General features: G+C 61.9%; 19 protein-coding genes and 2 rRNA genes (1 of these 21 only partly in view). 11 read left to right on the forward strand and 10 right to left on the reverse strand.

Features of this window, described 5'->3' with window-relative positions; translation table 11 throughout:
* The first annotated feature begins 65 nt into the window (after window positions 1–65).
* Together PFZ56_RS00640 and PFZ56_RS00645 are read left to right on the forward strand one after the other, a co-directional pair.
* Window positions 66–740 (forward strand): heavy metal response regulator transcription factor, encoded by a 675-nt coding sequence (locus PFZ56_RS00640; protein ID WP_102860200.1) that lies wholly within the window; start codon window positions 66–68, stop codon window positions 738–740.
* Between the two features lie 177 nt (window positions 741–917).
* A complete protein-coding gene (locus PFZ56_RS00645) occupies window positions 918–1,334 on the forward strand; it encodes a lysozyme inhibitor LprI family protein (RefSeq protein WP_170004419.1) in 417 nt (138 codons plus the stop codon).
* 32 nt (window positions 1,335–1,366) lie between these two features.
* Here PFZ56_RS00645 and PFZ56_RS00650 read toward each other — a convergent pair whose 3' ends face one another.
* Both PFZ56_RS00650 and PFZ56_RS00655 read right to left on the reverse strand, forming a co-directional pair.
* Window positions 1,367–2,686 (reverse strand): MFS transporter, encoded by a 1,320-nt coding sequence (locus tag PFZ56_RS00650; protein ID WP_170004421.1) that lies wholly within the window; start codon window positions 2,684–2,686, stop codon window positions 1,367–1,369.
* A gap of 70 nt (window positions 2,687–2,756) precedes the next feature.
* Complete coding sequence (locus PFZ56_RS00655) at window positions 2,757–3,014, reverse strand: Pathogenicity locus (RefSeq protein ID WP_102880974.1); 258 nt, start codon at window positions 3,012–3,014, stop codon at window positions 2,757–2,759.
* A 114-nt stretch (window positions 3,015–3,128) separates the two neighbouring features.
* Between PFZ56_RS00655 and PFZ56_RS00660 the strand changes: the two genes are divergently transcribed.
* The 5 genes from PFZ56_RS00660 (at window position 3,129) to PFZ56_RS00680 (ending at window position 11,223) form a co-directional block, all read left to right on the forward strand.
* Window positions 3,129–4,547, forward strand: a complete 1,419-nt coding sequence (locus PFZ56_RS00660) for a short-chain fatty acid transporter (protein ID WP_102860196.1) — start codon at window positions 3,129–3,131, stop codon at window positions 4,545–4,547.
* A 195-nt stretch (window positions 4,548–4,742) separates the two neighbouring features.
* On the forward strand, window positions 4,743–6,443 hold the full coding sequence (locus tag PFZ56_RS00665) for an acid phosphatase (RefSeq protein ID WP_110652195.1): 1,701 nt from the start codon (window positions 4,743–4,745) through the stop codon (window positions 6,441–6,443).
* Window positions 6,444–6,635: 192 nt separating this feature from the next.
* A complete protein-coding gene (locus PFZ56_RS00670; RefSeq protein WP_170004423.1) occupies window positions 6,636–8,333 on the forward strand; it encodes a molecular chaperone HscC in 1,698 nt (565 codons plus the stop codon).
* 11 nt (window positions 8,334–8,344) lie between these two features.
* Window positions 8,345–9,976, forward strand: coding sequence for a J domain-containing protein (locus PFZ56_RS00675; RefSeq protein ID WP_110596295.1), 1,632 nt, complete (start codon window positions 8,345–8,347; stop codon window positions 9,974–9,976).
* Window positions 9,977–10,050: 74 nt separating this feature from the next.
* Entirely contained in the window at window positions 10,051–11,223 is a 1,173-nt protein-coding gene (locus tag PFZ56_RS00680; protein WP_110652192.1) for a hypothetical protein, read from the forward strand.
* A gap of 46 nt (window positions 11,224–11,269) precedes the next feature.
* Here the strand turns inward: PFZ56_RS00680 and can are convergent, their stop codons facing one another.
* Complete coding sequence (can, locus tag PFZ56_RS00685) at window positions 11,270–11,914, reverse strand: carbonate dehydratase (protein WP_016963568.1); 645 nt, start codon at window positions 11,912–11,914, stop codon at window positions 11,270–11,272.
* Between the two features lie 152 nt (window positions 11,915–12,066).
* Here can and PFZ56_RS00690 point away from each other — a divergent pair, with 152 nt between their 5' ends.
* Window positions 12,067–12,399, forward strand: coding sequence for a hypothetical protein (locus tag PFZ56_RS00690; RefSeq protein ID WP_047306113.1), 333 nt, complete (start codon window positions 12,067–12,069; stop codon window positions 12,397–12,399).
* A 138-nt stretch (window positions 12,400–12,537) separates the two neighbouring features.
* Here the strand turns inward: PFZ56_RS00690 and rimI are convergent, their stop codons facing one another.
* Window positions 12,538–12,990: a ribosomal protein S18-alanine N-acetyltransferase gene (rimI, locus tag PFZ56_RS00695; RefSeq protein ID WP_047285456.1), complete on the reverse strand. Its 453-nt coding sequence runs from the start codon at window positions 12,988–12,990 to the stop codon at window positions 12,538–12,540.
* Window positions 12,987–13,784 carry an energy transducer TonB gene (locus PFZ56_RS00700; RefSeq protein WP_170004425.1) on the reverse strand — a complete coding sequence of 266 codons (798 nt, stop codon included), beginning with the start codon at window positions 13,782–13,784 and terminating at the stop codon, window positions 12,987–12,989. Before PFZ56_RS00700 ends, rimI begins: the two co-directional genes overlap by 4 nt.
* Window positions 13,785–13,963: 179 nt before the next feature.
* Between PFZ56_RS00700 and mksB the strand changes: the two genes are divergently transcribed.
* The 3 genes from mksB to mksF are packed head-to-tail and all read left to right on the forward strand — an operon-like array spanning window position 13,964 to window position 18,784.
* Window positions 13,964–15,241 carry an Mks condensin complex protein MksB gene (gene mksB / locus PFZ56_RS00705; protein ID WP_170004427.1) on the forward strand — a complete coding sequence of 426 codons (1,278 nt, stop codon included), beginning with the start codon at window positions 13,964–13,966 and terminating at the stop codon, window positions 15,239–15,241.
* Window positions 15,231–15,938 carry an Mks condensin complex protein MksE gene (gene mksE / locus PFZ56_RS00710; RefSeq protein ID WP_015637041.1) on the forward strand — a complete coding sequence of 236 codons (708 nt, stop codon included), beginning with the start codon at window positions 15,231–15,233 and terminating at the stop codon, window positions 15,936–15,938. Before mksB ends, mksE begins: the two co-directional genes overlap by 11 nt.
* Complete coding sequence (gene mksF / locus PFZ56_RS00715; protein ID WP_170004429.1) at window positions 15,935–18,784, forward strand: Mks condensin complex protein MksF; 2,850 nt, start codon at window positions 15,935–15,937, stop codon at window positions 18,782–18,784. The genes mksE and mksF overlap by 4 nt, the downstream gene beginning before the upstream one ends.
* 156 nt (window positions 18,785–18,940) lie before the next feature.
* On the opposite strand, the gene PFZ56_RS00720 is transcribed toward mksF, so the two are convergent.
* From PFZ56_RS00720 to PFZ56_RS00740, 5 genes are all read right to left on the reverse strand, one after another.
* The gene (locus tag PFZ56_RS00720) at window positions 18,941–21,244 is read right to left on the reverse strand and encodes a PqiB family protein (RefSeq protein WP_110596290.1); all 2,304 of its coding nucleotides are present in this window, start codon (window positions 21,242–21,244) and stop codon (window positions 18,941–18,943) included.
* Window positions 21,237–21,860, reverse strand: a complete 624-nt coding sequence (locus PFZ56_RS00725) for a paraquat-inducible protein A (RefSeq protein WP_102860187.1) — start codon at window positions 21,858–21,860, stop codon at window positions 21,237–21,239. The genes PFZ56_RS00720 and PFZ56_RS00725 overlap by 8 nt, the downstream gene beginning before the upstream one ends.
* The gene (locus PFZ56_RS00730; RefSeq protein WP_102860186.1) at window positions 21,847–22,506 is read right to left on the reverse strand and encodes a paraquat-inducible protein A; all 660 of its coding nucleotides are present in this window, start codon (window positions 22,504–22,506) and stop codon (window positions 21,847–21,849) included. Before PFZ56_RS00730 ends, PFZ56_RS00725 begins: the two co-directional genes overlap by 14 nt.
* Window positions 22,507–22,654: 148 nt before the next feature.
* Window positions 22,655–22,770 (reverse strand): 5S ribosomal RNA (gene rrf, locus PFZ56_RS00735).
* Window positions 22,771–22,909: 139 nt separating this feature from the next.
* Window positions 22,910–24,688 (reverse strand): 23S ribosomal RNA (locus PFZ56_RS00740); it runs 1,113 nt beyond the window's last position.

The following is a 24,688-nucleotide window of genomic DNA, read 5'->3' on the forward strand; positions in this document are numbered from 1 at the left end:
TTATTAATCCAGCCATTTACAGCAACTTTCTTTTACTGCCCCTTATCGCCGAGAACCTCATCAGCATGCGTATCCTGGTTATCGAAGACGAACTTAAAACTGCCGACTACCTGCATCAGGGACTGACTGAAAGTGGATATGTGGTGGATTGTGCCAATACCGGCGCAGATGGCCTGCACCTGACCCGCCAGCACGCCTACGACCTGGTGATCCTGGACGTCAACCTGCCGCAGATCGACGGCTGGGGCGTGCTGTGCCAGATCCGCCAGGACAGCAACACCCGGGTAATGATGCTCACGGCCCAGGGACGGCTGGCGGACAAGATCCGGGGGCTGGACCTGGGGGCCGATGACTACCTGGTCAAGCCGTTCGAGTTCCCCGAACTGCTGGCCCGGGTCCGCACCCTGATGCGCCGCAGCGAACAGGCAGCGGTGCCCGACGTGCTCAGGGTCGCCGACCTGGAACTGGACCAGGGCCGGCACCGGGCCTTTCGCGGTAAACAACGCATCGATCTGACCACCAAGGAATTCGCCCTGCTGCACCTGCTGATGCGTCAGAGCGGCGTAGTGCTGTCCCGGACCCAGATCATCTCCTTTGTCTGGGACATGAACTTCGATTGCGACACCAACGTGGTGGAAGTCTCGATCCGCCGCTTGCGAGCGAAGATCGACGACCCTTTCGAGCGCAAACTGATCCACACCCTGCGGGGCGTGGGCTACGTACTCGAAGAGCGCGACTGAGCCGCACGATCGCCTCGCCGGCCAGACCACCTTTTTGCTCATGCATCTGCTGATGCCCCGCCGGCTCCACCTGCTCGACCTCGATCCCGTCCGGCACGCCTTGCAGGAGCAGGTACATGCTCTCCCTGGCAACAGCTCTGTAGAATGCCTGCTCCATTCTCAGCGCAAGGGACCGACATGCCTCATCAGCCTTGGATCTTTGGCCTTGTCATCGCCGTACTCGCCAGTACCACTGGCTGGGCGCCTGCCCAGGCCGCAGCACTGGACTGCGAGCACATCAGCGTCAGCGAACAGATCGATCGCTGCGCCCGGCAGGACAAGGATCGCGCCGACGCTGCGCTCAACCAGAGCTATCAGGCACTGCTGGTGCGGGTCCACAACCTGTATCCCGGCAGCCTGCTGCAAGAACAGGAATACCTCGGCAAATTGAAGAATGCCCAGCGTGCCTGGATCAAATACCGCGACAGCAGCTGCGTGCTGGAGGCCTTCGAAGTGGAACCGGGCAAGCCGGCCCACGTCACCCTGATCAACCGCTGCGTGACCCGCCTGAGCAACGAGCGCACCCGCTACCTGGACCAACTGCTACCCAAATAATCACACCCGCTGAAGAAAATTCGCGAAGCTGATCAGTAGCCCCCATCAGGTTGCGCCGATGCGTGCCGAGCCTCGCCCACGCGCCCACCAAAGTAGCCGGCACTGGCCACCCCCACCGCCCCCATCACCGCGCAATAGATCACGCAGATCCATGGGCTCCAGGGCATCAGGGCAATCAGCAACAACGGCGTGGTGCTGGCCCAGAGGGCATAGGCGATGTTGTAGGTGAAGGAAATGCCCGAGACGCGAATCCGCGGTGGAAACAGGCTGACCATCACCGATGGCACCGCCCCCACCACCCCGCAACCCAGGCCGGCGATGGCGTAGGCCAGGCCGATCCACTCACCGCCGCTGATCAGGCAGTCATAGAGCACGGCGATGCCCAGGGGCAGCAGCAGGCTGTAGAGCATCACCGTGCGCCAGGCGCCGAGGCGGTCGACGATCAGCCCGGCCAGGATGCAGCCGATGTTGAGGAAAACGATGCCCAGGCTACTCAGGGCAAAGGTATGGCTGGCGCTCATGCCGAAGCTCTTCTGCATCATGGTCGGGGTGATGACCACGAACACCACCACCGCCGAGGTCAGCACGCAGGTGAGGATCAGCGCCGGCAGGATCGCCAGCCGGTGCTCGCGCAGCACGGTGCGCAGGGGTAATTCGCCGGCGCTGTCGCGTTGGTTCTGCAGGGCCACGAACACCGGGGTTTCACTCAGCCAACGGCGCAGCCAAACGCCGATCACGCCAAACACCCCGCCCAGCAGGAAGGGGTAGCGCCAGGCGTGATCGAGGATTTCCTCGGGGCTGAAGACCCGCGCCAGCAGGGTCGCCGTCAGCGCGCCCAGCAGGTAGCCGAAGGTCAGGCCGGCCTGGAGGAAGCCCAGGGCATAACCGCGATGGGCCCGGGGCGCGTGCTCGGCGACGAACACCCAGGCGCTGGGCACTTCCCCTCCCACGGCGGCGCCTTGCAGCACGCGCAGGGCCAACAGCAGCAAGGGCGCGAAGTAACCGATCTGGGCATAGGTGGGCATGATGCCGATCAGCAGGCAAGGCAGCGCCATCATCAGGATGCTCAGGCTGAAGACCTTCTTGCGCCCCAGCCGGTCGGCGAAGTGGGCCATGAGAATGCCCCCCAGGGGCCGGGCCAGGTAGCCGGTGACGAAGATCCCGAAGCTTTGCAGCAGGCGCAGCCATTCGGGCATTTCCGGAGGGAAGAACAGCTGGCTCAGGGTCAGGGCGAAAAATACGAAGATGATGAAATCGTAGATTTCCAGGGCGCCGCCCAGGGCGGCCAGGCCCAGGGTCTTGTAGTCGGCGCGGGAAAAGCGCGCCGGCGACGACTCAGTGGAAGGGGTCATAAAAGCAACTCGGAGGGTGGCAATCAGCAAGGCTGCACATGGTCTATGCAATCGTCCCGAGGAACAACCATCAGTCGTTGGCGACCCGGGCTATAGACGAGCCCTTGGCCATGGCGATGGCGGCCTGGATCGCGGCGCGGGCCTGGGGGCTGTTTTTCCAGCAGCTGGAGCCCACCAGGGCCGAGGCCTGGGTGACGATGTCCAGGGCATCGGCGGCGGCCAACTGGCTCAGGGAAATGATCCCCAGTTGCTCCAGGCGACCCACCACTGTGGGCCCGACACCCTTGACCTTGAGCAGTGCGGCGCGTTCTTCGGGGGAAAATGACATCGGCTTTGAGTCCTTTGCAGTCCGTGGCAATTGCCGCATTCTTGCACAGTTCTCGGCCGCCTCAGCCTGGGGCGGCCGTCTTCCTTATAAACATAAGAAATCCGAGGTACTGACGTGGCCGCTGATATTCAAGATAGCCGCTCCGCCCGCTTTGCCCTGCGCTGTTCGAACTGGGCTGAACGCTGGTTTCCCGATTCCTGGGTGTTCGCCGCACTGGCGGTGATCATCGTCACCCTGGCCACCCTGGCCATGGGCGCCAAGCCCACCGATGCCGCCATGGCCTTCGGTGACGGCTTCTGGAGCCTGATTCCCTTCACCATGCAAATGGCCTTCGTGGTCATCGGCGGTTACGTGGTGGCCAGTTCGCCGCCAGCGGTGAAGCTGATCGACAAGCTGGCACGCATCCCCAAGAACGGCCGCTCGGCGGTGGCCTGGGTGGCGCTGATTTCCATGGTCGCCTCTTTGCTCAACTGGGGCCTGTCCCTGGTGTTCGGCGGCCTGCTGGTACGGGCCCTGGCCCGACGCACCGAACTGCGCATGGATTACCGCGCCGCCGGGGCGGCCGCCTACCTGGGCCTGGGCGCTGTCTGGGCCCTGGGGCTGTCGTCCTCGGCCGCGCAGTTGCAGGCCAACCCCGGCAGCCTGCCGCCGTCGATCCTGGCCATCACCGGGGTGATTCCTTTCACCCAGACCATCTTTCTCTGGCAGTCGGGGGTGTTGTTGCTGGCCCTGATCGTCGTCTCGCTGATCGTCGCCTACGCCACCGCCCCGGGGCCCAACAGTGCCCGGGATGCCCAGGCCTGCGGGGTCGACCCGAGCTTCAGCATGCCCAAGCCGCAACCGCGGACCCGCCCCGGCGAGTGGCTGGAGTACAGCCCGTTGCTGACCATTCTCCTGGCGCTGCTGGCCGCCGGCTGGCTGTATCACGAGTTCGCCACCAAACCGGCGATCACCGCGATCTCCGGGCTCAACACCTACAACTTCCTGTTCCTGATGGCCGGCGCCCTGCTGCACTGGCGCCCACGCAGCTTCCTCGATGCCGTGGCCCGGGCGGTGCCCACCACCACCGGGGTGCTGATCCAGTTCCCGCTTTACGGTTCCATCGCCGCGCTGATGACGGTGGTCAAGGGCGTGGACGGCCAGACCCTGGCCCACCACATCTCGACCTTCTTCGTGCAGATCGCTTCCCACGACACCTATGCCCTGCTGATGGGCCTGTACTCGGCGGTACTGGGCTTCTTCATTCCGTCGGGCGGCGGCAAGTGGATCATCGAAGCGCCTTATGTGATGCAGGTGGCCAATGACCTGCAATACCACCTGGGTTGGGCCGTGCAGATCTACAACGCCGCCGAGGCCTTGCCGAACCTGATCAACCCCTTCTACATGCTGCCGCTGCTGGGAGTACTGGGCTTGAAGGCCCGGGACCTGATCGGTTTCTCCTTCGTCCAGTTGCTGGTGCACACCCCTCTGGTGCTGGTCCTGCTCTGGGCCCTGGGCACCACCTTGGCCTACTTGCCGCCCGTGATCCCCTGAAGGCTTGCCGAGCCCGCTCCGCCAAGACGGAGCGGGCCTGTGGATAAGTCTTTTTCGACGCGGATTTCAGACTTTTCAGAGGCCATCGCAGTGGACTCCTGAAGCATTCCTGTAGTCTTTGCGTCATATTCGGTTGTTACCGTGCCACCGAAATAGTTTGTAACGAATTTCCAGATCGACGTGCAAGGAGCCGACATGAGCGACGATACCGACCAGCGCGACACCCCCGAAACCAACGCCGACCAACCCACCGACACCAGCCGCCGCCGCTTCCTTGGCGGCGTTGCCGTTCTTGGGGTCGGCGCCACCCTGAGCGCCTGTAGCAAGCCCGGCGAACCCACAGGCAAACCGGATGCACGTCCGCTCTCCCCCACTGAGCTGGACAAGGCGCTGCGCGATCAGGTGAAGAACGTGGTGGTGCTGTTCGCCGAGAACCGCAGCTTCAACAACCTGTTCGCCAACTTCCCCGGCGTGGAAAAACCGCTGTCGGCCCTCAAGCCCGAAGCGTTCCAGCAACGGGACCGCGATGGCAGCCTGCTGTCGAAACTGCCGCCCATCTGGGGCGGCATCCTGCAAGTGGGGCCACAGACCCTGGACGGCATCACCTACCCGGTGGAAACCCAGTTCCAGGAAAACCTGCCCAATGCGCCATTCGCCCTCAAAGGCCCCAGCGGCGAGGACCTGCCCCTGGGCCTGGTGACCCGCGACCTGTGGCACGTGTTCTACCAGAACCAGATGCAGATCAACGGCGGCAAGAACGATGGCTTCGTGGCCTGGGCCGACTCCGGTGCCCTGACCATGGGTCACTACGCCCAGACCCGTTACTCCCTGCGCCTGTGGGATGTGGCGCGAGAGTTCGTGCTTTGTGACAACTTCTTCCAGGGCGCCTTCGGCGGCTCCTTCCTCAACCACCAATACCTGATCAGCGCCAAGGTGCCGTTCTACCCCGACGCGGCCAACTCGGTGGCCAAGTCGCAGATCGCCACCTTGCAGGGCGACGACCCCAAGGGCACGCGCCTCAAGCCCCTGGACAAGTCCCCGGCCAGTGCCATGGACGGTGCGCCGCAGTTCGGCCCCAGCGCCCTGACCCCGGACGGTTACGCGGTCAATACCATGGCCCCGCCCTACTGGCCGACCTGGATTCGCGACCCGGAGCGCCCGGACTACGCCAAGCCCGATCTGCCCAGCGTGCTGGTGCCCCAGACCCACGAACACATCGGCGACAAGCTGTCGAAGAAGAACGTCGACTGGGCCTGGTACGGCGGTGCCTGGCAGGCCACTCTGGAGCAGTTCAAGGATTCCGGCGGGATTCCCAAGATCCCCAACTTCCAGTACCACCACCAGCCGTTCAACTACTTTGTGCGCCAGGGCCCGGAGAATCCGGCCGAGCGTGCCAAGCGCCTGCGCGACGGCGGCCTGGGGGACGAGTCGAGCACCAACAAGTTCTTCGCCGACGCCGAGGCCGGCAAGCTACCGGCGGTGACCTTCTACAAACCCCAGGGCAACCTCAACCTGCACGCCGGCTATGCCGACGTAGCCGCCGGCGACCGGCATATCGACCGGGCCCTGAAAGTGCTGCGGGAGAGCCCGCAATGGAAAAACATGGTGGTGATCGTCACCGTCGACGAAAACGGCGGCTGGTGGGACCACGTGGCGCCGCCCCAGGGCGATCGCTGGGGCCCGGGCACGCGGATTCCAGCGCTGGTGGTGTCGCCGTTCGCCCGCAAAGGCACGGTGGATCACACGGTGTATGACACGGCCTCGATCCTGCGGCTGATCACCCGGGTGTTCCAGCTGGAAACCCTGGACGGCATCAAGGAACGTGATGAGGCCATGATTGCCCGGGGCCAGAAACCCATGGGCGATCTGACCAACGCCCTGCACTTCAGCGTCTGACCCCGGCGGGGCCCGCAACAGGCCCGCCAGCCACCGCAGAACCGAAGCTCAAGATCCGCTTCGGCTCTGCGGCATCGGCACCAATAATAGCCATGTGACATCACACACTTTACCCATCCACCCGACGGGTAATATCCTGCGCGCCACTTATTTGTTTCATCAGTTTTCCGATTGGAAAGGGAGTTCGTCGTCATGATCGTAGGCATCGACCTGGGGACCACCAACAGCCTGGTGGCGGTCTGGCGCGACACCGCCAGTGAGCTGGTGCCCAACGCCCTGGGCCAGCTCCTGACCCCCAGCGTGGTGGGCCTGGACGATGAGGGCCGGGTGCTGGTGGGCCAGGCCGCCCGGGAACGCCTGCACACCCATCCGCAACTGACCACCGCACTGTTCAAGCGCTACATGGGCAGCGCCACCGAAGTGCGTCTGGGGGATCGTCTGTTTCGCCCGGAAGAACTCTCGGCCCTGGTGCTCAAGAGCCTCAAGGAGGATGTCGAGCGCACCTACGGCGAGCCGGTGGAAGAGGCGGTGATCAGCGTGCCGGCCTACTTCAGCGACGCCCAGCGCAAGGCCACGCGGATCGCCGGCGAGCTGGCCGGGCTCAAGGTGGAAAAGCTGATCAACGAACCCACTGCCGCGGCCCTGGCCTACGGCCTGCACCAGCGCGACAAGGAAACCTCGTTCCTGGTCTTCGACCTCGGTGGCGGCACCTTCGACGTGTCGATCCTGGAGCTGTTCGACGGGGTCATGGAAGTCCGCGCCAGCGCCGGTGACAACTTCCTCGGCGGCGAAGATTTCGACAGCCTGCTGCTGGAGCACTTCATCGAACAGCAAGGCCAGGCGGCGGACTTTCCCGAGCGCCAGAGCGTGCTCCAGGCCCTGCGCCGGGAAGCCGAACGGGTACGCCGTGCCCTGGGCCAGGAACCCAGCGCCGAGTTCAGCCTGCGCGTCGATGGCCGGCAATGGACCCAGACCATCACCCAGGCGCAGTTGGCCAACCTCTACACGCCCCTGCTGGAACGCCTGCGGGCCCCCATCGAGCGGGCCCTGCGCGATGCGCGAATCCGCGTCAGCGACCTGGATGAAATCCTCCTGGTGGGCGGCGCCACCCGCATGCCCCTGGTACGCAAGCTGGCGGCCGGATTGTTCGGGCGTTTTCCGTCCATCAGCCTCGACCCCGACGAAGTGGTGGCCCAAGGCGCGGCGGTCCAGGCCGCCCTCAAGGCACGCTCCGCGGCCCTGGAAGAAGTGGTCCTGACCGACGTCTGCTCCTACACCCTGGGCATCGAAACCTCCCAGCAGTACGGCAACCAGATCGAGGGCGGGCATTACCTGCCGATCATCGAGCGCAACAGCGTGGTGCCGGTGAGCCGGGTCAAGACCGTGCAAACCTTGCATGACAACCAGGAACAGGTGCTGCTGAAGATTTTCCAGGGCGAGAGCCGCCTGGTGCGCGACAACGTCGCCCTGGGCCAACTGGAAATGCAGGTGCCCAAGCGCCCGGCCGGTGAAGTCTCGCTGGACGTACGCTTCACCTACGACATCAACGGCCTGCTGGAAGCCCAGGTGAGCATTCCCCTGACCGGTGAGAGCCGTTCCCTGGTGATCGAGAACAACCCCGGGGTGCTGACCCCGGAAGAAATCCAGCAGCGCCTCAAGGCCCTGGAGCAACTGAAGGTTCATCCCCGCGACCAGCAGGTCAACACCCTGCTCAGCGCCCGCCTGGAACGTCTGTATCAGGAAAGCCTTGGGGAATTGCGCGAACAGATCGGCTATTGGGCCGGGCAATTCCAGCAAGTGCTGGACACCCAGGACGAGCGCAAGATCCGCGAAGTGCGCAACCAACTCAGTGAACAGTTGCAGAGACTGGAAAACGGCCACTGGCACTGAGGAGCGGCGACATGGACTGTTGGACCCTGCTGGAACTGCCGGACGATGCCGATGAGCGCAGCATCAAGCGCAGCTACGCCAAACGCCTGAAAACCACCCGTCCCGATGAGGATGCCGAAGGCTTCCAGCGTCTGCGCGAGGCCTACGAGCGGGCGCTGCAACTGGCTCGCTGGCGGGAAGAGGAACAAGAACGACCGACTTCCCGCACGACGCTAGCCAGCACGCTCCCGACCATGACACCGGCGAATGACGCCAACCTTCGACATTGGTCGCAACTGCTGGAGATCCAACCCGCGGTTCAAGCGCTGCCAATCACCCGGCAAACTGACGACCCGGCACAGCCTCTGCTGCTGAACCTGAGTCGGCACACACTGCCACAGCGCTGGCAACAGGCCCTGGACCTGGATTGTGCGCCAGCTTTTGAAGCCGGTTTGCTGCGTCTTTGCTTCGAACAGCCAGGGCTTCGCACTGCCATCACCACCTGGGCGGTGCAGCACCTGCAATGGCTGACACCCTGGCAGCAGGTGCACATGACACCCTGGGAGGAAGAGGCGCTGACCAGCGGGTTGTTGCAGCAATACCGGCAGACCCTGCAAGAGCTTCTGGAAACCCGGCAGGAACCGGAATTCCTCCATTCCCTCGAAACCTACAGTAAACAGCCCTGGATGCAGGTGTTCGACCGTCGACAGGAATGGCAACGAATCGTCATGCAATTGCTGTACGACACGCAGTGGAGCCTGCCGTTGCTCGACCGAGTCTGCCAACTCCTGGGCTGGGACGATGCCTGCGGGGTCCATCCGGAACCCGCCTGGATCTGGCATAGCCTGATCCAACGCTGTGAGCAGGAAGCCTTCTTCCACGCCCTGCAAGCCAAGGCGCAAGACCACAAGACCTGGGCACCTGAAGTTCAGGCGGCGCAACTGCTGCTCAATCCCTTGTCACGCCGGCAACAGCAGAACCTGATCCTGGACTTCGGCGTAGACCACTGGGTCGCTTGCCAGGATCTTGCGCAAACCCTGAGCGGGCGTTACCCGCAACTGATTGAGCGTCTGCCCTGTAGCGACGTTTTCTTCTGGCGCAAGTTCATGCCTCGGCCCCCAGCGGCGCAGACCTGGATCAGGGTCTGGGCTGCCCTGGCTCTGGCCTTGACCCTGTTCTTCCTTAATCAGGAGGATCATTCAGCAATGCCTGCCTTGTTATTCGGGGGAACGATCGCGTTGATTCCCACGGCGGTGGCACGCTTGATCATGCTCCTGCTCTGGGTGCCCACATCTCATCAGATGATTGCCCTTGATCTGTGGCTCAGCGAACGCCTGCTGCCCAGACGTCTGAACCCCCATGGCGAGTGGCTGGTATTGCGCCACGCAGTCCCCCAGTTAGCGATGCTTGCAGTTTTCGCGGCCTTGCTGGGACCGCTGGGGATGGCTGGATACTCGGGTTTCATCCTGATCGGCCTGTTGCATGACAAACGGATCGGGCATCTGGACCCAGGTTTCAGTGAAAGACACCCTTACCTGACTGCGTTGCACTGGAGCCACTGGAGCCCACTGCAAGTTATTTTCCTGCTGCTCATGAGCGGCATCATCCTGGCGTGCCGAATCCATTATCCCGCCTATCCTCTGACACGCTTGCTGCCTGGTTGAACAGGTACGGGCCGAACGTTCATTTACACAATGCCTTCCCCCTGCATGGGGTTCACGCTGAAAAGGATCTGAGCATGTTCAAATTCGCAGGAATCTCCCTGGCCCTGGCGGCCGCCGCGTTGAGCACCAGCGTCATGGCCGATGTCGAGGTCGATCTGGGCAGTCCGCAACGTGTCACCCAACTCTTCGCCTACCCCAACAACTGCAACGTGATCTGCTATCGCAACTGGACCCTGGAGCAGACGGTGGCGCACTACCTGACCCAGAGCGTGCAGCGCGATGGCTACAGCGCGGCCAAGGTCAGCGTGAAAACCGCCAACGACAAGGTTGTCGCCTCCATCAGCGGCGTGCCCGAGGGCTACGACAAGCCGTTGAGCGCCCTGCTCGATGCCGGCGACCTGGCCTATAAAGGCGCCAGCCAGCTCAATGCCGATGGCAAATGGGCCTACAGCTGGTACCTGTTCCTGCCTCTGGGCATGGCCCTGGAAAACCGCAAGAGCGTCGAGCTGCTGCACTTCCCGCCGGACTATTCATTGACCCAGGCCCAGGACTATCTGGAGTCGGCCACCACCGACCGCTGGGCCACCCTGCTCACCGTCAACGGCATTGCCGCAGAGCAAACGCCGGCGTACCAGACCATTGTCGACATCGCACCGATCGCCGCGCCATCGAGTGCCGGCAAGGACCTGGAAGGGGTCTACAGCTACTTCAACAACTACCAGACCACCATGGTCAAGCAGGTCAGCCAGAACGCCAGCGGCGCGGCCTTGCCGATGGTGGCTTTCGGTGCGCCCGTGCGTAACTGGCTCAAGCAGCAATATGGGGTCACGGTGAATGTGCTGGGCCTGGCGCAGATCAGCCCCAGCGAAGGCGTGAAGGTGCCGGTACTGGGCTCCAACCACCCGAGCTACATCTGGTACGCGGCGGACCCGGACAACTATGACAACGATGAGGCCAAGGCCGACGCCGCAGGGCTGAAAGTCATGGGACAGGATTTGAGTGCGGCCTGCTGGCAGGCCGGTATGGGCAGCAAGCCGGGGACGGATCCGAGCACCCTGCTCAGCAGTTGCACCCAGACCTGGCAGGTGACACAAAAAGAGCAGACCTGCGAGTTGTTCTACACCTCGGTACGCAAGCTGACCGAGCAACAGGCCGCGGCCAAGTGCAGCAGCGCACCGGTCACGACCCAGCTCAAGCAGCTCAAGGCACCGGCACCGGCGCCAAGCACCGAGGTGCCGCACCTCTGAAGTCCGCCGCTGGCCGCTGCGCCTTCACGCAGCGGCCAGCCCGCATTCAGACGGCGCCGAGGGGACGCAGGCGATATTGCGGTGGCAGTTGTTCGAAACCGCTGATGGTCGTGTCCAGGCTCTTCCAGCGACCGTCCTTGATCCCGTAGATGCAACCGTGGATCGACAGGCTCTGCCCGCGATGCCAAGCGTTCTGCACGATGCTGGTATGGCCGACGTTGGCCACTTGCTGGATCACGTTCAGTTCGCACAGGCGGTCGACTTGTTCTTCTTCCGTGGCCAGTTGTGCCAGCGCCTCGCGGTGCTCGTAGTACAGGTCACGAATCGAACGCAGCCAGCCATCGATCAGGCCAAACTGGCGATCCTGCATCGAGGCGCGCACGCCGCCGCAACCATAGTGGCCGGTGACCAGGATGTGTTTGACCTTGAGTACATCCACCGCGTACTGGATCACCGACAGGCAATTGAGGTCGGTGTGCAGCACGACGTTGGCCACGTTACGGTGCACAAACAGGTCGCCCGGCAACATGCCGACGATCTCGTTGGCTGGCACCCGGGCGTCCGAGCAGCCGATCCACAGGTACTCCGGAGTCTGCTGGCGGGCCAGCTTGGAGAAGAATTCCGGATCTTCCTGCTTGATCGCTTCGGCCCAACGCGCGTTGTTATCAATCAGATCTTGTAGTTCGTTCATGCTGTGAAGCCTCAAGAATGATGCGCAGCTTTGACAGACGAGTGCCTGTCGAGGTCACGCCAATAACGGCAGATACCGGTTATCCCTGCCGGGGAATCTTCACCGGGGCTGTGGGTCCACCCTGCAAGCCCCTAAAAGTATGAGCAATCGCCATGACCGAATCACGACGCCCCTTCAACGCGCCCCAGCCCGAGCCGATCGACGATGATCAGGATCGCATGGGGTCCATGGAGGAACTGCATTTCGATGACGACGAACCCGGCGCCCTAAGCAGCACCGGCCTCACCAGCGACGGCTCCAGCGACGACGACCTGAGCCCGGAAACCCTGATCCGCGAGGATGGGGCCCGTTCTGCCCGGGAAATCGGCGCCGATAAACCGGCGGACTGGGATCTGAGTATTGTCGATGCCACGGACATTGGGGGTGGCAGTGGTCTGGATGAAGCCGAACTGGCGCGCCGCGACCCGCTGGACGGCAAACCCTGAGCTCGGCGCCACATTTAATGACGCCATCTTCCGCAGGAGCCGGCTTGCCGGCGAAGAGGCCCTCAAGCCATGCATCGCCGCGAATGGCGCCTTCGCTGGCAAGCCAGCTCCTACAGCAGGCAGCGTGCGATTAAAGGCTCAGTCGACCAGGGTACAGGCCATCACCAGGGCGTCTTCGCGGCCACCTACTGCCGGGTAATAGTCGCGGCGGCGCCCGACTTCATTGAAGCCATAACGCTCGTAAAGCCGATAAGCGGTCTGGTTGCTGGAACGCACTTCGAGGAAACATTCGCGCGCGTCCTTTTGGTAGGCGCGCTTCATCAGCTCTTCCAGCAGCCGCAGGCCCAGGCCGCGGCCCTGGCTTTCCGGCTTGACGGTGATATTCAGCAGATGCGCCTCGTCAATGATCACCTGGATCACCCCGTGGCCCACCTGCTGGCTGCCTTCGAACATCAGCCAGACTTCGTAGGACTTGAAGGCATCCATGAAAATGCCCCGGGTCCAGGGGTGGCTGAACGCGGCATATTCGATTTTCAGGATGGCATCCAGGTCCGCCTCGGTGGCCAGGCGGAAGGTCAACGCGTCACTCATTGGTCATTGTGCTCATCAGTACTTTTCCAGCGCGTCATCAATCGACGCATGGCTTGCCAGACATCAGCCTTACGCTGTGGCTCTTCCATTAATAGTTCCAGGCCGGGCAAGGCCCAGGCCGAACCCAGGCCTTCGACCTGCAGTTCACGGTTGTAGGATTCAGCGTTGGCTTCCCCGGCGAAACGTACGGCCGGTAGACCGATCAGCCACAGGCAGACGCAGGGCTCTTCTTCGATTCGCACGCCGACAAAGGCCTGGACGAAGTCCCGGGCGGCTTCCGGCCCTTGGTCGAGGTTGCCCCGGGTCAGCATCGGCCAGCGCACCGGCTCGGCGAGGATCTGCGGGCTGTCCGGCAGGCCGGCGGCGCGCAGCATGTCCTTGAGCAGCAAGTAGGCCGGGTCGCGGCTCTGGAAGGCTTCGCCTGTGGGTAACTCCACCAGCAGCAGGCAACGGCCGGCCCGCAACAGCTGCAGGGCGAAGCGCGGCGGAGGAACCACCGGCGCCTTGACCACCGGAGCCGGGGCTTCTTCGCCCTCGGCCACTGGCTTGCTGGCTGACTTTGCAGGCGCGGTGGACGGACGCGGCACCTCGATCTTCGGCCGTTCGACGGTCCTTGCAGCCGCCGCCGGGGCCTTGGCCTCGACCACGGGGGCAGGCGGCACCTGCACCTCGGGTTCCGGCAAGGCCAGCAATTCAGGACGCGAAGGGGCGGCAAAGGGCAATTCGCTGCGCGGCAGCCAACTGACCACCTGCATGGCGGACAGATAAGCGCGACGACGGGACTCGATAAGCAAAGGTCGGCCACTTGTGGATAACTGAGGTGGGGGATTCTACCGTCCTTCGTCAAAGATCGCCTGCTGTTGATTGCGCGCAAAAGCGACAGTCCGTCTCATACCTGGACCTGGGGGTGAATCGTCGGCCCCCTGATGCAGTACAATCGCCGCTTTTCATTGCCAACCAGCCGGCCATTCCGATGATCGAACCCAAGCGCGTCTTGCGCGCCCTCGCCGAACACTGGGCACTTCTGGAGCCGCTGTGCGAGCACTTCGACCAAGGCACCCTGAGTCTTGCCGAACTGCGTTCACAGCTGTCTGCCCAACAACTGGACAGTACGCCCCAGGACATCACCCACCTGCTGGACGTATGGATACGCCTGGACATCCTGGTCCCGGTGGCGAAAAGCCCGAACCGTTTCGAGCTCAATGCGCAGATCCACGACTTCCTCGCCTACCTGCGCCGTGAACACCGCCTGGGCCTGTGCCTGGAGATCGAAGCCTACCTGCGTCACCTGGAGCGCCTGGCCGGTTACATCCAGGACGCCTTCGATGTGCGCGACGGCAACGACCTGGCGCGCCAGTTGCGGCTGCTGGACATGCGCGTGCGCGATGTCCTGAAGAAGCTCGCCAACGACGAACAGGCCTTGGTGGCCGTGGCCGAGCGGGCCAAGACCAGCGACCGGCAGATTCCCCTGCGCCAGCGCTACGCTGAGGTGCTGGCCACCTGGGACGAATACGTCGAGCCGATGATTCAGTTGGTGAACGCCGACGGCGCCTTCGAACAGGGCGTGCGCAAGGTGGAGAACGTCCTGCTGCGCCTGCTCACCGAGCAACAGCGCCTGGGCCATCTGGTGGACGACGACATGCTGTTGCGCACCCACGCGCGCATCCTGGAAATGCAGACCAGCGCCCAGTTGACCCTGCGTCACGCCCGGGAGCTGCTGCTGCCGTTGCGTGAGGAAGCCCGCCGCCACAACGCCGTGACCCGCGGCGCCGCCCTGGCCCTGGCGGCCATCCGCCGCAAGGGCATCGACGCGGTGCCCCAGGCGGCGATGCCGATGTTCACCCGTCCGCAGAGCACCTTCCTCGGCAGCTCCGGCCAGGTGGAAGCCTATGTCTACGCCCTGGCCCGCTTCGAGCCCAAGCCGGCGCGTTTCCCCAAGGCCCACAAGACCCACAAGGGCCTGGCTCCCAAGGCGCCGCGCACGGTTCGGGAAATGCTCGAGCGCTGCGAAGACGCCCTGCCGATGCCGGACCTGATGAGCTGGCTGCTGGACCAGGAGCCGGATGGCGCCACCGACGAATTGCTGTACTGGTTCTCCCGCCTGTCCCGGGAAAAACGTTTCAAGCGCGAGCGCCTAGAACGCCGCGACTACCACACCCAGGAGCACCAGGTCAGCCTGCGCTCCTTCGCCCTGCTCTCGGCCCGCGATGACACCGCCGAGCATTCTGCGAGCAACGCCAATGCATCTTGATCTTTCCGAACTGTCCCAGCTGGCGCCGATCTTCCGCGAGCTGTTCAAGGGTTACCACGTCAGCCGCCGCGACCCGGAGCTGTACGCGCAATTGTCGAACTTCCAGGACCAGTACCGCACGCTGTTCAAGGCCCTGGGCTTCGAACTGGTGTGCGACACCCGCGGCTTCTACTACTTTGTCCCCGACAACGCCGCCGCCCAGGTGAACAAGACCGCCCAGCGCCTGGCGCTGTTCACTTTCATCCTGGTGGAGCATCTGGCCGACCAGGGCCGCGACCCGATTGCCGTGCTCGATGGCGGCAGCCTCGGCCGTGACGAACTGCCGTCCTTGCTGGAGAAATACCGCGACCTGTTCATCCAGGCCGAAGTACAGACCCAGGAAGAGCTGGAAGAGAAAATCATGCGCCGCATGACCCAGCTGGGTTTTGCCGCCGAGGAACCGGGGATCTACCGCTTCCTGCCGCCAATGCACCGCTTCCTCGACGTTTGCCTGTCGGTGCAGCAGGACCGCGACCTGGCCGCCAGCCTGCACAGCGTGCTGCCGTTGCCGACCCCGGTGCTGGTGGACAACGACAGCGACGAGAAACTGCTGCAGACCGATGACCCGCTGGACCTGAGCGAATTCGACGAGTCCGAAGAAAGTGAAGAAGACGCGCTGGCCCGGGCCATCGCCGAAGAACAGGAGCTCGACGCATGAGCAAGGAACGCTACGGCATCCGCCGCTTTGCCCTACTGAACACCGCCGGCTACAGCTTAGGCCTGTTCCCCCTGGAAGAGCCACTGTCGGTCTACGGGGCCAACAACCTGGGCAAGTCGGCGTCGATCAACGCCCTGCAATTCCCGATCCTGGCACGCATGTCAGACATGAGCTTCGGCAAGTACAGCCTGGAACAATCCCGGCGCTTCTACTTCGCCTCCGACACCAGTTACATCCTGGTGGAAGTCTCGCTGCCCCACGGCCCTCATGTGATTGGCGTGGTCGGGCGCGGCCCGGGCGGCGGTTTCGGCCACCAGTTCTTCGCCTACGCCGGCCAGCTGGACCTGGCGCATTACCAGAAGGACGACACCTGCCTGCGGCAGAAAGAGTTGTTCACCAACCTGGAACGCCAGGGCCTGAAGGCCTATGAACTCAAGCCGGATGAACTGCGGCGCCTGCTGGTAGGCGGCCACACCTCAATTCCACTGGACCTGACCCTGATCCCGCTGCGCTCGACCAGCGAGCAGAGCCTGAAGACCTTCCGCGCGCTGTTCATCAACCTGCTACACATGCGCGAAATCACCGCAGCCAAGCTCAAGCAGCTGTTCCTCGATGCCTTCGAGCACAGCCTGCGCTCCGGCAGCGTCGACTACATCGCCGCCTGCGACGAAGCCTTCCGCGATGTGCGGCGCATGGAGCAGGACTACAACTCCCTGGTGGCCGCGGGCCCTCTGGTGGAGGCCCTGGCCAACGGCGTGAAGCAGCGGGACATTCTGCGGGGCAAGCTGCATCGCCTGTCGCCCCTGCTGGATTCGCTGCTGGGCACTTGGTCGGACTACGCCGGCGCGCGCAAGGAAGAGCTGACCATCCAGGCCGAGCACTACCGTAATGAGCAGGACGCGCTGCAAAACGACCAACGCAGCAGCACCCAGGAAATGATGCGCCTGGAACGGGAAATCACCGGCACCCAGCGTTGGCTCGGCGAGCTGTCGGTGCTCAAGCACCGCTTCGCCCTGGTGGATGACGTCAAGGTCCTGGAACAGCAACTGCTGGCGGCCAAGGATGCCCACGATGAACTGGCCGGCGCCCTGGCCCAGTCACGGCAGTTCTCCGCTGAAGATTTGGAAGAACGCCTGCGGGATCTGGAAAAGCGCCTGAAGTCGGTCAAGCAGCAACTCGATCACGCTGACAACAACAGCTATGCCCGCCTGCGCGAGGAGTTCTCCCAGCAGGACGTGGAGCGCCTGATGCGCCTGTTCAACAGCGCGCTGTTCAGCCTGCCCCTGGGCGAGCACGGCATCGCCCTGGACGACAACGGCGAGTGGGTGAAGTCGGTGGAGCTGATCCTCGATGGCTTCAAGGGCGAGCGTTTCGAAGTGCCGGGGTTGACCATCGACATCTCCCACATCGAGCCGCCAGCCCTGCAGGCCCTGGCTGACCGCGCCGCCCTGCGGGATCAGAAGGAGCGCCTGGAAAAAGAACTCAAGCAGCTCAAGACCCAGGCTGCCGTGGCTGCCGACCGCGCCGCGAGCAAGACCCAGACCGAAGCCCTGTACCAGCAGGTGCTGGATGCGCAGAAGGCCCTGGAAGACTTCCGCCGTGCCCAGACCCTGAGCGCCGAGGAAGGCGAGAAGCTGGAACAGCTGGCGCAGATGGAAGCGGCCCAGGACGAACTCAAGCGCTCCAGCGATGCCTTCACCGAACGCGTCCAGCAACTGTCGGCCAAGTTGCAACTGGTGGGCCGGCAGATCGCCGACATGGAAGCCAAGCAGCGCACCCTCGACGACGCCCTGCGTCGCCGTCAGCTGCTGCCGGCAGACCTGCCGTTCGGCACGCCGTTCATGGACCCGGTGGACGACTCCATGGACAACCTGCTGCCACTGCTCAACGACTACCAGGACAGCTGGCAGGGCTTGCAACGGGTCGACGGGCAGATCGAGGCGCTGTATGCCCAGGTACGCCTCAAGGGCGTGGCCAAGTTCGACAGCGAAGATGACGTCGAGCGCCGCCTGCAGTTGCTGATCAACGCCTATGCGCACCGTACCGACGAAGCCTTGACCCTGGGCAAGGCACGCCGCGCCGCGGTGACCGATATCGCCCGGACCCTGCGCAATATCCGCAGTGACTACGACAGCCTGGAACACCAGCTGGCGCTGTTCAACCGCGAGATCAACAAGCGCCAGGTGTCCAACCTGCAGAGCTTCCGCATCGTCCTGGCACCGAACAAGGAAGCCCTCAAGCACATCGATCAGATCATCCACAGCGCCGGCCAGTACGAGGAAGGCGAGACCCTGTCGGTGTTCGACTTGAGCCAGAGCGCCGAGCAGGACAACAAGAACGAAGAGGCCAAGGAGTACCTGGCGCGGTTGGTAGCCGCCAACCACAACCAGTTGGGCCTGAAGGACTTGTTCGAACTGGCGTTCGAGATCACCAAGGTCAACGGCCAGCCGGTGATCCACACCGACATCGATGGCGCGGCGTCCAACGGCACCACCATGACCATCAAGGCGCTGACCAACATGTACCTGTTGCTGCACTTGATGGACCGCGACCAGGCCGGGCGCATTCGTCTGCCCTATTACCTCGACGAGGCAGCGGACATCGACGAACGCAACCAGGCGGCGCTGCTGGAAACCAGCCTGCAGCTGGGCTTCGTGCCGATCCTGGCCAGTGTGAAGCCGCAGGTGTCGGCCCAGGTCGCCATCGACCTGGAAGGCGGCAGCGGACCGAACGGCATCTACATCGACGAGGCGGACTGGAAGTTCATCCGTCGTCACGATCAGGTCAAGGCGACTCTGAACGTGGAACCCGAAGCCGAGGCAGAAGCGCAACTGGACGAAGTCTGATTTCGTAACGCTGCAACGAAAAAGGCCGCGCTCTTGGGAGCGCGGCCTTTTTTATTGGATAGCTTTTGTAGGAGCTGGCTTGCCAGCGAAGGCGTCCTCTAGAAGAACGCAGGACTTGAGGGCCTCTTCGCCGGTAAGCCGGCTCCTACAACAGGGTTACTTACCCAGGGGGATCTTGGGAGCCCAGGTCAGCCATTCATCCTCGAACTTGTCGAACAGCGGGAAGGTCTGCTGGGGACGGGCCGGGTTGCCCATGCGTTCGCCATCCGGGGTGGCGAAGGCAATGCCACCCTGGATCAGGGTTTCCAGGGATTCGGTGCGCACTGTGGCGCCCTTGAACAGGCCAAAGTCCACACCAAATCCGCTGCTGTTCCAGAAGCGCGTGCCACCACGAATCAACGGCGCGTATTTGGGTTCGATGAGGATATGGATCAGTACCCGGTCGGCGGTCTGTCCCAGTTCGTAGCCGGTGACCTTGCCCACGGTCACTTCCCGGTAAGTCACTGGGACACCCACCTTCAGCGAACCACGGCGAGCAGCACTCAGCACCAGGCTCAGACCCGCTTCCTGGGAGCTGGCTTCCGGTGGCTGCGGCAAGGCGACAAAGCTGGTTTGCACGCCCTGGTTCTTCGCCGCGGGCTGAACTTCGATGTATTGACCGGTCACCAGGGTTTCCAGGTTCGAGGTCTTCATCAGCCCCAGTTCCGGCTTGACCACCCAGAACTGGCTGCCGACCCGGGCAATACGTTCCGGCACTTCGGTGATCCGCGCCTTGAGCATCACCGATTGCAGGTCGGCGCTGAGGGTCACTTCTTCCAGTTTGCCCACATCCAGGCCCTTGAAGCGCACCGGCGTTCCGGCACGCAGCCCATCGGCGCGATCGACCTTGATGTTGACCAGGGTGCCGCGCTGCGCCGCCTCTTCCTGGTTGGCGAACAGACGGAACCGCGGAATGCGCTTTTTCAGCGGCACGTTGGGCAGCGGCGTCTCGAAGGCGATGCCGCCGGCCATCAGGCTTTGCAGTGACTCACTCTTGATCTGGATACCGCCAGTGAGGCCGCCCGTAAGGGTTATGCCACTGACGTTCCAGAAGCGCGTCGAGCCGTTGACCAGTCCCTCGTATTCTTTCTCGATATGAACACCAATCACCACTTGCTTGCGGGTGTGGGAGAACTGATAGCTCTGCACCGAACCGACCTTGACCTGTTTGTAGAGAATCGGGCTGCCCACCTCCAGGGAGCCGAGATTGTCGGTAAACAGCACCATGTGCAGGCCGGGTGCCCGCAGGTCCAGGGGCGGGGCCTTGGCCCGCGCCTCGAACTCGCGCTGGGGGGCGGCACCCTTGTCACCGGGGCGGATGGCAATGTAATTGCCTTTCACCAAGGCCTCGAGCCCCGTGATACCCGCCAGGGAGATCGAGGGTTTGACGGTCCAGAACTGAGTGCCCTGGACCAGATAGTCCTCGGCCAGTGGGTCGAGGGTCAGCTCGGCGGTGGCACTAGTCAGGTCGGAGTCGACCTTCAGGGCTTTCAGGCTGCCCACCTGGATGCCTTTGTACATCACAGGCGTACGCCCAGCCTGCAGGCCTTCGAAATCGGTGAGTTTGACCTTGACCCGGATGCCCGCCTGGGCGGCATCGAAATCTTCGTATAGGCGGAACGGCAGGCTCGGGTCGGTGGGCGGGCTGTCCCTGCGATTTTCCGGAGTGGCGAACGCGATACCGCCGGCCACTATGCTGGACAGGGACTCACTGCGCACCTTTACCCCGGACAGATTGGCGTCGATGCTGATGCCGCTGGCGTTCCAGAAACGCGTGTGTTTGCGCACCAGATTGGCGTAGGTCGGTTCGATGTAGACCTTGAGCTCGACTGTGTTCTGATCCTCGGAAAGCAGGAAGCTCTTGATCTGTCCGACCTGGATTTGTTTGTAGAAGACCGGACTGCCGCGGCTCAACGACCCCAGGCGTTCGGCCTTGATGGTCAGGTGCAGACCAGGCTTGGCATCCGATAACGGCGGCTCTTCAGCCAGGGCCTTGAACTTGCGCGTGGGCTCTCCTTCTCCGGGATTGACCGCGATGTAATTGCCTGAGACCAGGGTTTCCAGACCGGTGATCCCGGCCAGGCTGACACTAGGCTTGACCAGCCAGAAGCGGGTGTTGGTCTTCAGGTACTGTTCGACATCCTTGTTCATTTCGACCGTGGCAATCACCCCCTTGGAGTTGCCCTCATCGTCCAGAGCCAGAGTCTTGACCTTACCCACAGGCATGCCTTTGTAGACCACTTCGGTCTTGTTGGCCTGTATTCCTTCGCCGCTTTCAAAGCGCAACTGGATCTCGATACCGGTCTGGCTGTAGGCACGCCACCCCAGCCAGCCACCGATGATCAAGGCAATCAGGGGCAGCACCCAGATGGCCGACCAGTTGGAGGCCGGGCGGGTTTTGGCGGTAGGCAAATCACTCATGGTCGTCGTCCGACTCCGTGTTATCCCAGATCAGTCGGGGATCAAAAGTTACTGCGGCCAGCATGGTCAGGATCACCACGCTGGCAAAGGCGACCGCACCGAGATTGGCCTCGATACTGGCCAGCCGGCCAAAGTTGACCACCGCCACCAGAATGGCGATGACGAAAATATCCAGCATCGACCAACGACCGATGAACTCGATAAAGCGGTACATGATAATCCGTTGCCGCGCTGACAGTGGCTGGTGACGCTGCACCGAGAACAGCAACAGGGCAATGCCCACCAGTTTGAAGGTAGGCACCAGAATACTGGCGACAAACACCACGGCGGCGATGGGGAACATTCCATGCTGCACCAGCTGGATGACCCCGGACATGATGGTGCTCGGGTCGCCCTGGCCCAGCGAGCTGACGGTCATGATCGGCAGGACATTGGCGGGTATATAGAGAATGGCGGCGGTAAGCAGCAGGGCCCAGGTACGCAGGATGCTGTTGGGGCGCCGTGGGTGTACCAAAGCTCCGCAACGAGTGCAGGTCTGCCCGTCGCTGTCGGCCTCCTGCCGGTTCAATTCATGGCATTCGGTGCAAATCAGAATGCCTGCATCAATCGCCCGCATGTATGTCTTCTCCCGATAGCGCCTGCCAGACCTGATGAGGCGACATCACCACTTCCAGCCAGACCTGCACCAACAACAGACTGATGAAACACACCAGCCCCAGGCCTACGGTGATGGAGGCCATGTCGGCCAACTTGACGATGGCCACCAGTACGCCCATCAAGTAGACCTCGAGCATGCCCCAATCGCGCAAATGGTGATAAATGCGATAGAGCAGCAAACCGTAACTACGGCCGATGTTCCAGCGGATACTTAGAAGCACCAGAAGTTGGCAAATCAACTTGAGCAATGGAATGCCCATGCTGCACAGGAATACCACCAGCGCTACGCCTTCCATGCCGGTATCGAACAGGCCTTGTACCCCACTCCAGACCGTATCTTCGGAAGACTGTCCCAATAGATTGAGCTGCATGATGGGTAGAAAGTTCGCCGGCACGTAGAGCAATAAGGCGGCGATTACCAGAGCCAGGCTGCGTTCGACCACATTGTGCCGATGGGCATACAGCTCATAGCCACAACGCGGGCACTGGGCTTTCTCGCCAAGGGCGAGCGTTGGCTTGCGCATCAGCAGGTCGCACTCATGGCAGGCAACCAGGTCGTCCAGTGGTAGTTCTGACAACCCGGGGGCGTCAACCGGATCTGGCATAGAGGGCTCTGGAAGTGGAGAAAGTAGCGGCTATTCTAGTGTTCCAATTCGAAAATAACTGTGCAATTTTGTTTGCGAATAAGAGCAATTTTTCTTCGCGCAAAAACAAAACCCCAATTGCTTTCGCAATTGGGGTTTCGGAATTTAATCTTGACGATGACCTACTCTCACATGGGGAAACCCCACACTACCATCGGCGATGCATCGTTTCACTTCTGAGTTCGGGATGGGATCAGGTGGTTCCAACGCTCTATGGTCGTCAAGAAATTCGGTAGCCAGTCCGTTGCTCATGCAACGTGCCAGCGAATGGGTATGTAATAGATTTGTGTGTTGTGCAAACTTTCGGTTCGTAGCGTCTTCACACACCGCAACTCGCTTCTTAAGCAAATTGCTTGGGTGTTATATGGTCAAGCCTCACGGGCAATTAGTATTGGTTAGCTCAACGCCTCACAGCGCTTACACACCCAACCTATCAACGTCGTAGTCTTCGACGGCCCTTTAGGGGATTCAAGATCCCAGTGAGATCTCATCTTGAGGCAAGTTTCCCGCTTAGATGCTTTCAGCGGTTATCTTTTCCGAACATAGCTACCCGGCAATGCCACTGGCGTGACAACCGGAACACCAGAGGTTCGTCCACTCCGGTCCTCTCGTACTAGGAGCAGCCCCTCTCAAATCTCAAACGTCCACGGCAGATAGGGACCGAACTGTCTCACGACGTTCTAAACCCAGCTCGCGTACCACTTTAAATGGCGAACAGCCATACCCTTGGGACCGGCTTCAGCCCCAGGATGTGATGAGCCGACATCGAGGTGCCAAACACCGCCGTCGATATGAACTCTTGGGCGGTATCAGCCTGTTATCCCCGGAGTACCTTTTATCCGTTGAGCGATGGCCCTTCCATACAGAACCACCGGATCACTAAGACCTACTTTCGTACCTGCTCGACGTGTCTGTCTCGCAGTCAAGCGCGCTTTTGCCTTTATACTCTACGACCGATTTCCGACCGGTCTGAGCGCACCTTCGTACTCCTCCGTTACTCTTTAGGAGGAGACCGCCCCAGTCAAACTACCCACCATACACTGTCCTCGATCCGGATAACGGACCTGAGTTAGAACCTCAAAGTTGCCAGGGTGGTATTTCAAGGATGGCTCCACGCAAACTGGCGTTCACGCTTCAAAGCCTCCCACCTATCCTACACAAGCAAATTCAAAGTCCAGTGCAAAGCTATAGTAAAGGTTCACGGGGTCTTTCCGTCTAGCCGCGGATACACTGCATCTTCACAGCGATTTCAATTTCACTGAGTCTCGGGTGGAGACAGCGCCGCCATCGTTACGCCATTCGTGCAGGTCGGAACTTACCCGACAAGGAATTTCGCTACCTTAGGACCGTTATAGTTACGGCCGCCGTTTACCGGGGCTTCGATCAAGAGCTTCGCGTTAGCTAACCCCATCAATTAACCTTCCGGCACCGGGCAGGCGTCACACCCTATACGTCCACTTTCGTGTTTGCAGAGTGCTGTGTTTTTAATAAACAGTCGCAGCGGCCTGGTATCTTCGACCGGCATGAGCTTACGGAGCAAGTCCTTCACCCTCACCGGCGCACCTTCTCCCGAAGTTACGGTGCCATTTTGCCTAGTTCCTTCACCCGAGTTCTCTCAAGCGCCTTGGTATTCTCTACCCAACCACCTGTGTCGGTTTGGGGTACGGTTCCTAGTTATCTGAAGCTTAGAAGCTTTTCTTGGAAGCATGGCATCAACCACTTCGTCACCTAAAAGGTAACTCGTCATCAGCTCTCGGCCTTAGAACCCCGGATTTACCTAAGATTCCAGCCTACCACCTTAAACTTGGACAACCAACGCCAAGCTGGCCTAGCCTTCTCCGTCCCTCCATCGCAATAACTAGAAGTACAGGAATATTAACCTGTTTTCCATCGACTACGCTTTTCAGCCTCGCCTTAGGGACCGACTAACCCTGCGTCGATTAACGTTGCGCAGGAAACCTTGGTCTTTCGGCGTGGGTGTTTTTCACACCCATTGTCGTTACTCATGTCAGCATTCGCACTTCTGATACCTCCAGCAAGCTTCTCAACTCACCTTCACAGGCTTACAGAACGCTCCTCTACCGCATCACTTACGTGATACCCGTAGCTTCGGTGTATGGTTTGAGCCCCGTTACATCTTCCG

The sequence above is a fragment of the Pseudomonas danubii genome (assembly GCF_042980055.1).
In the GTDB taxonomy this organism is placed as follows: domain Bacteria; phylum Pseudomonadota; class Gammaproteobacteria; order Pseudomonadales; family Pseudomonadaceae; genus Aquipseudomonas; species Aquipseudomonas danubii.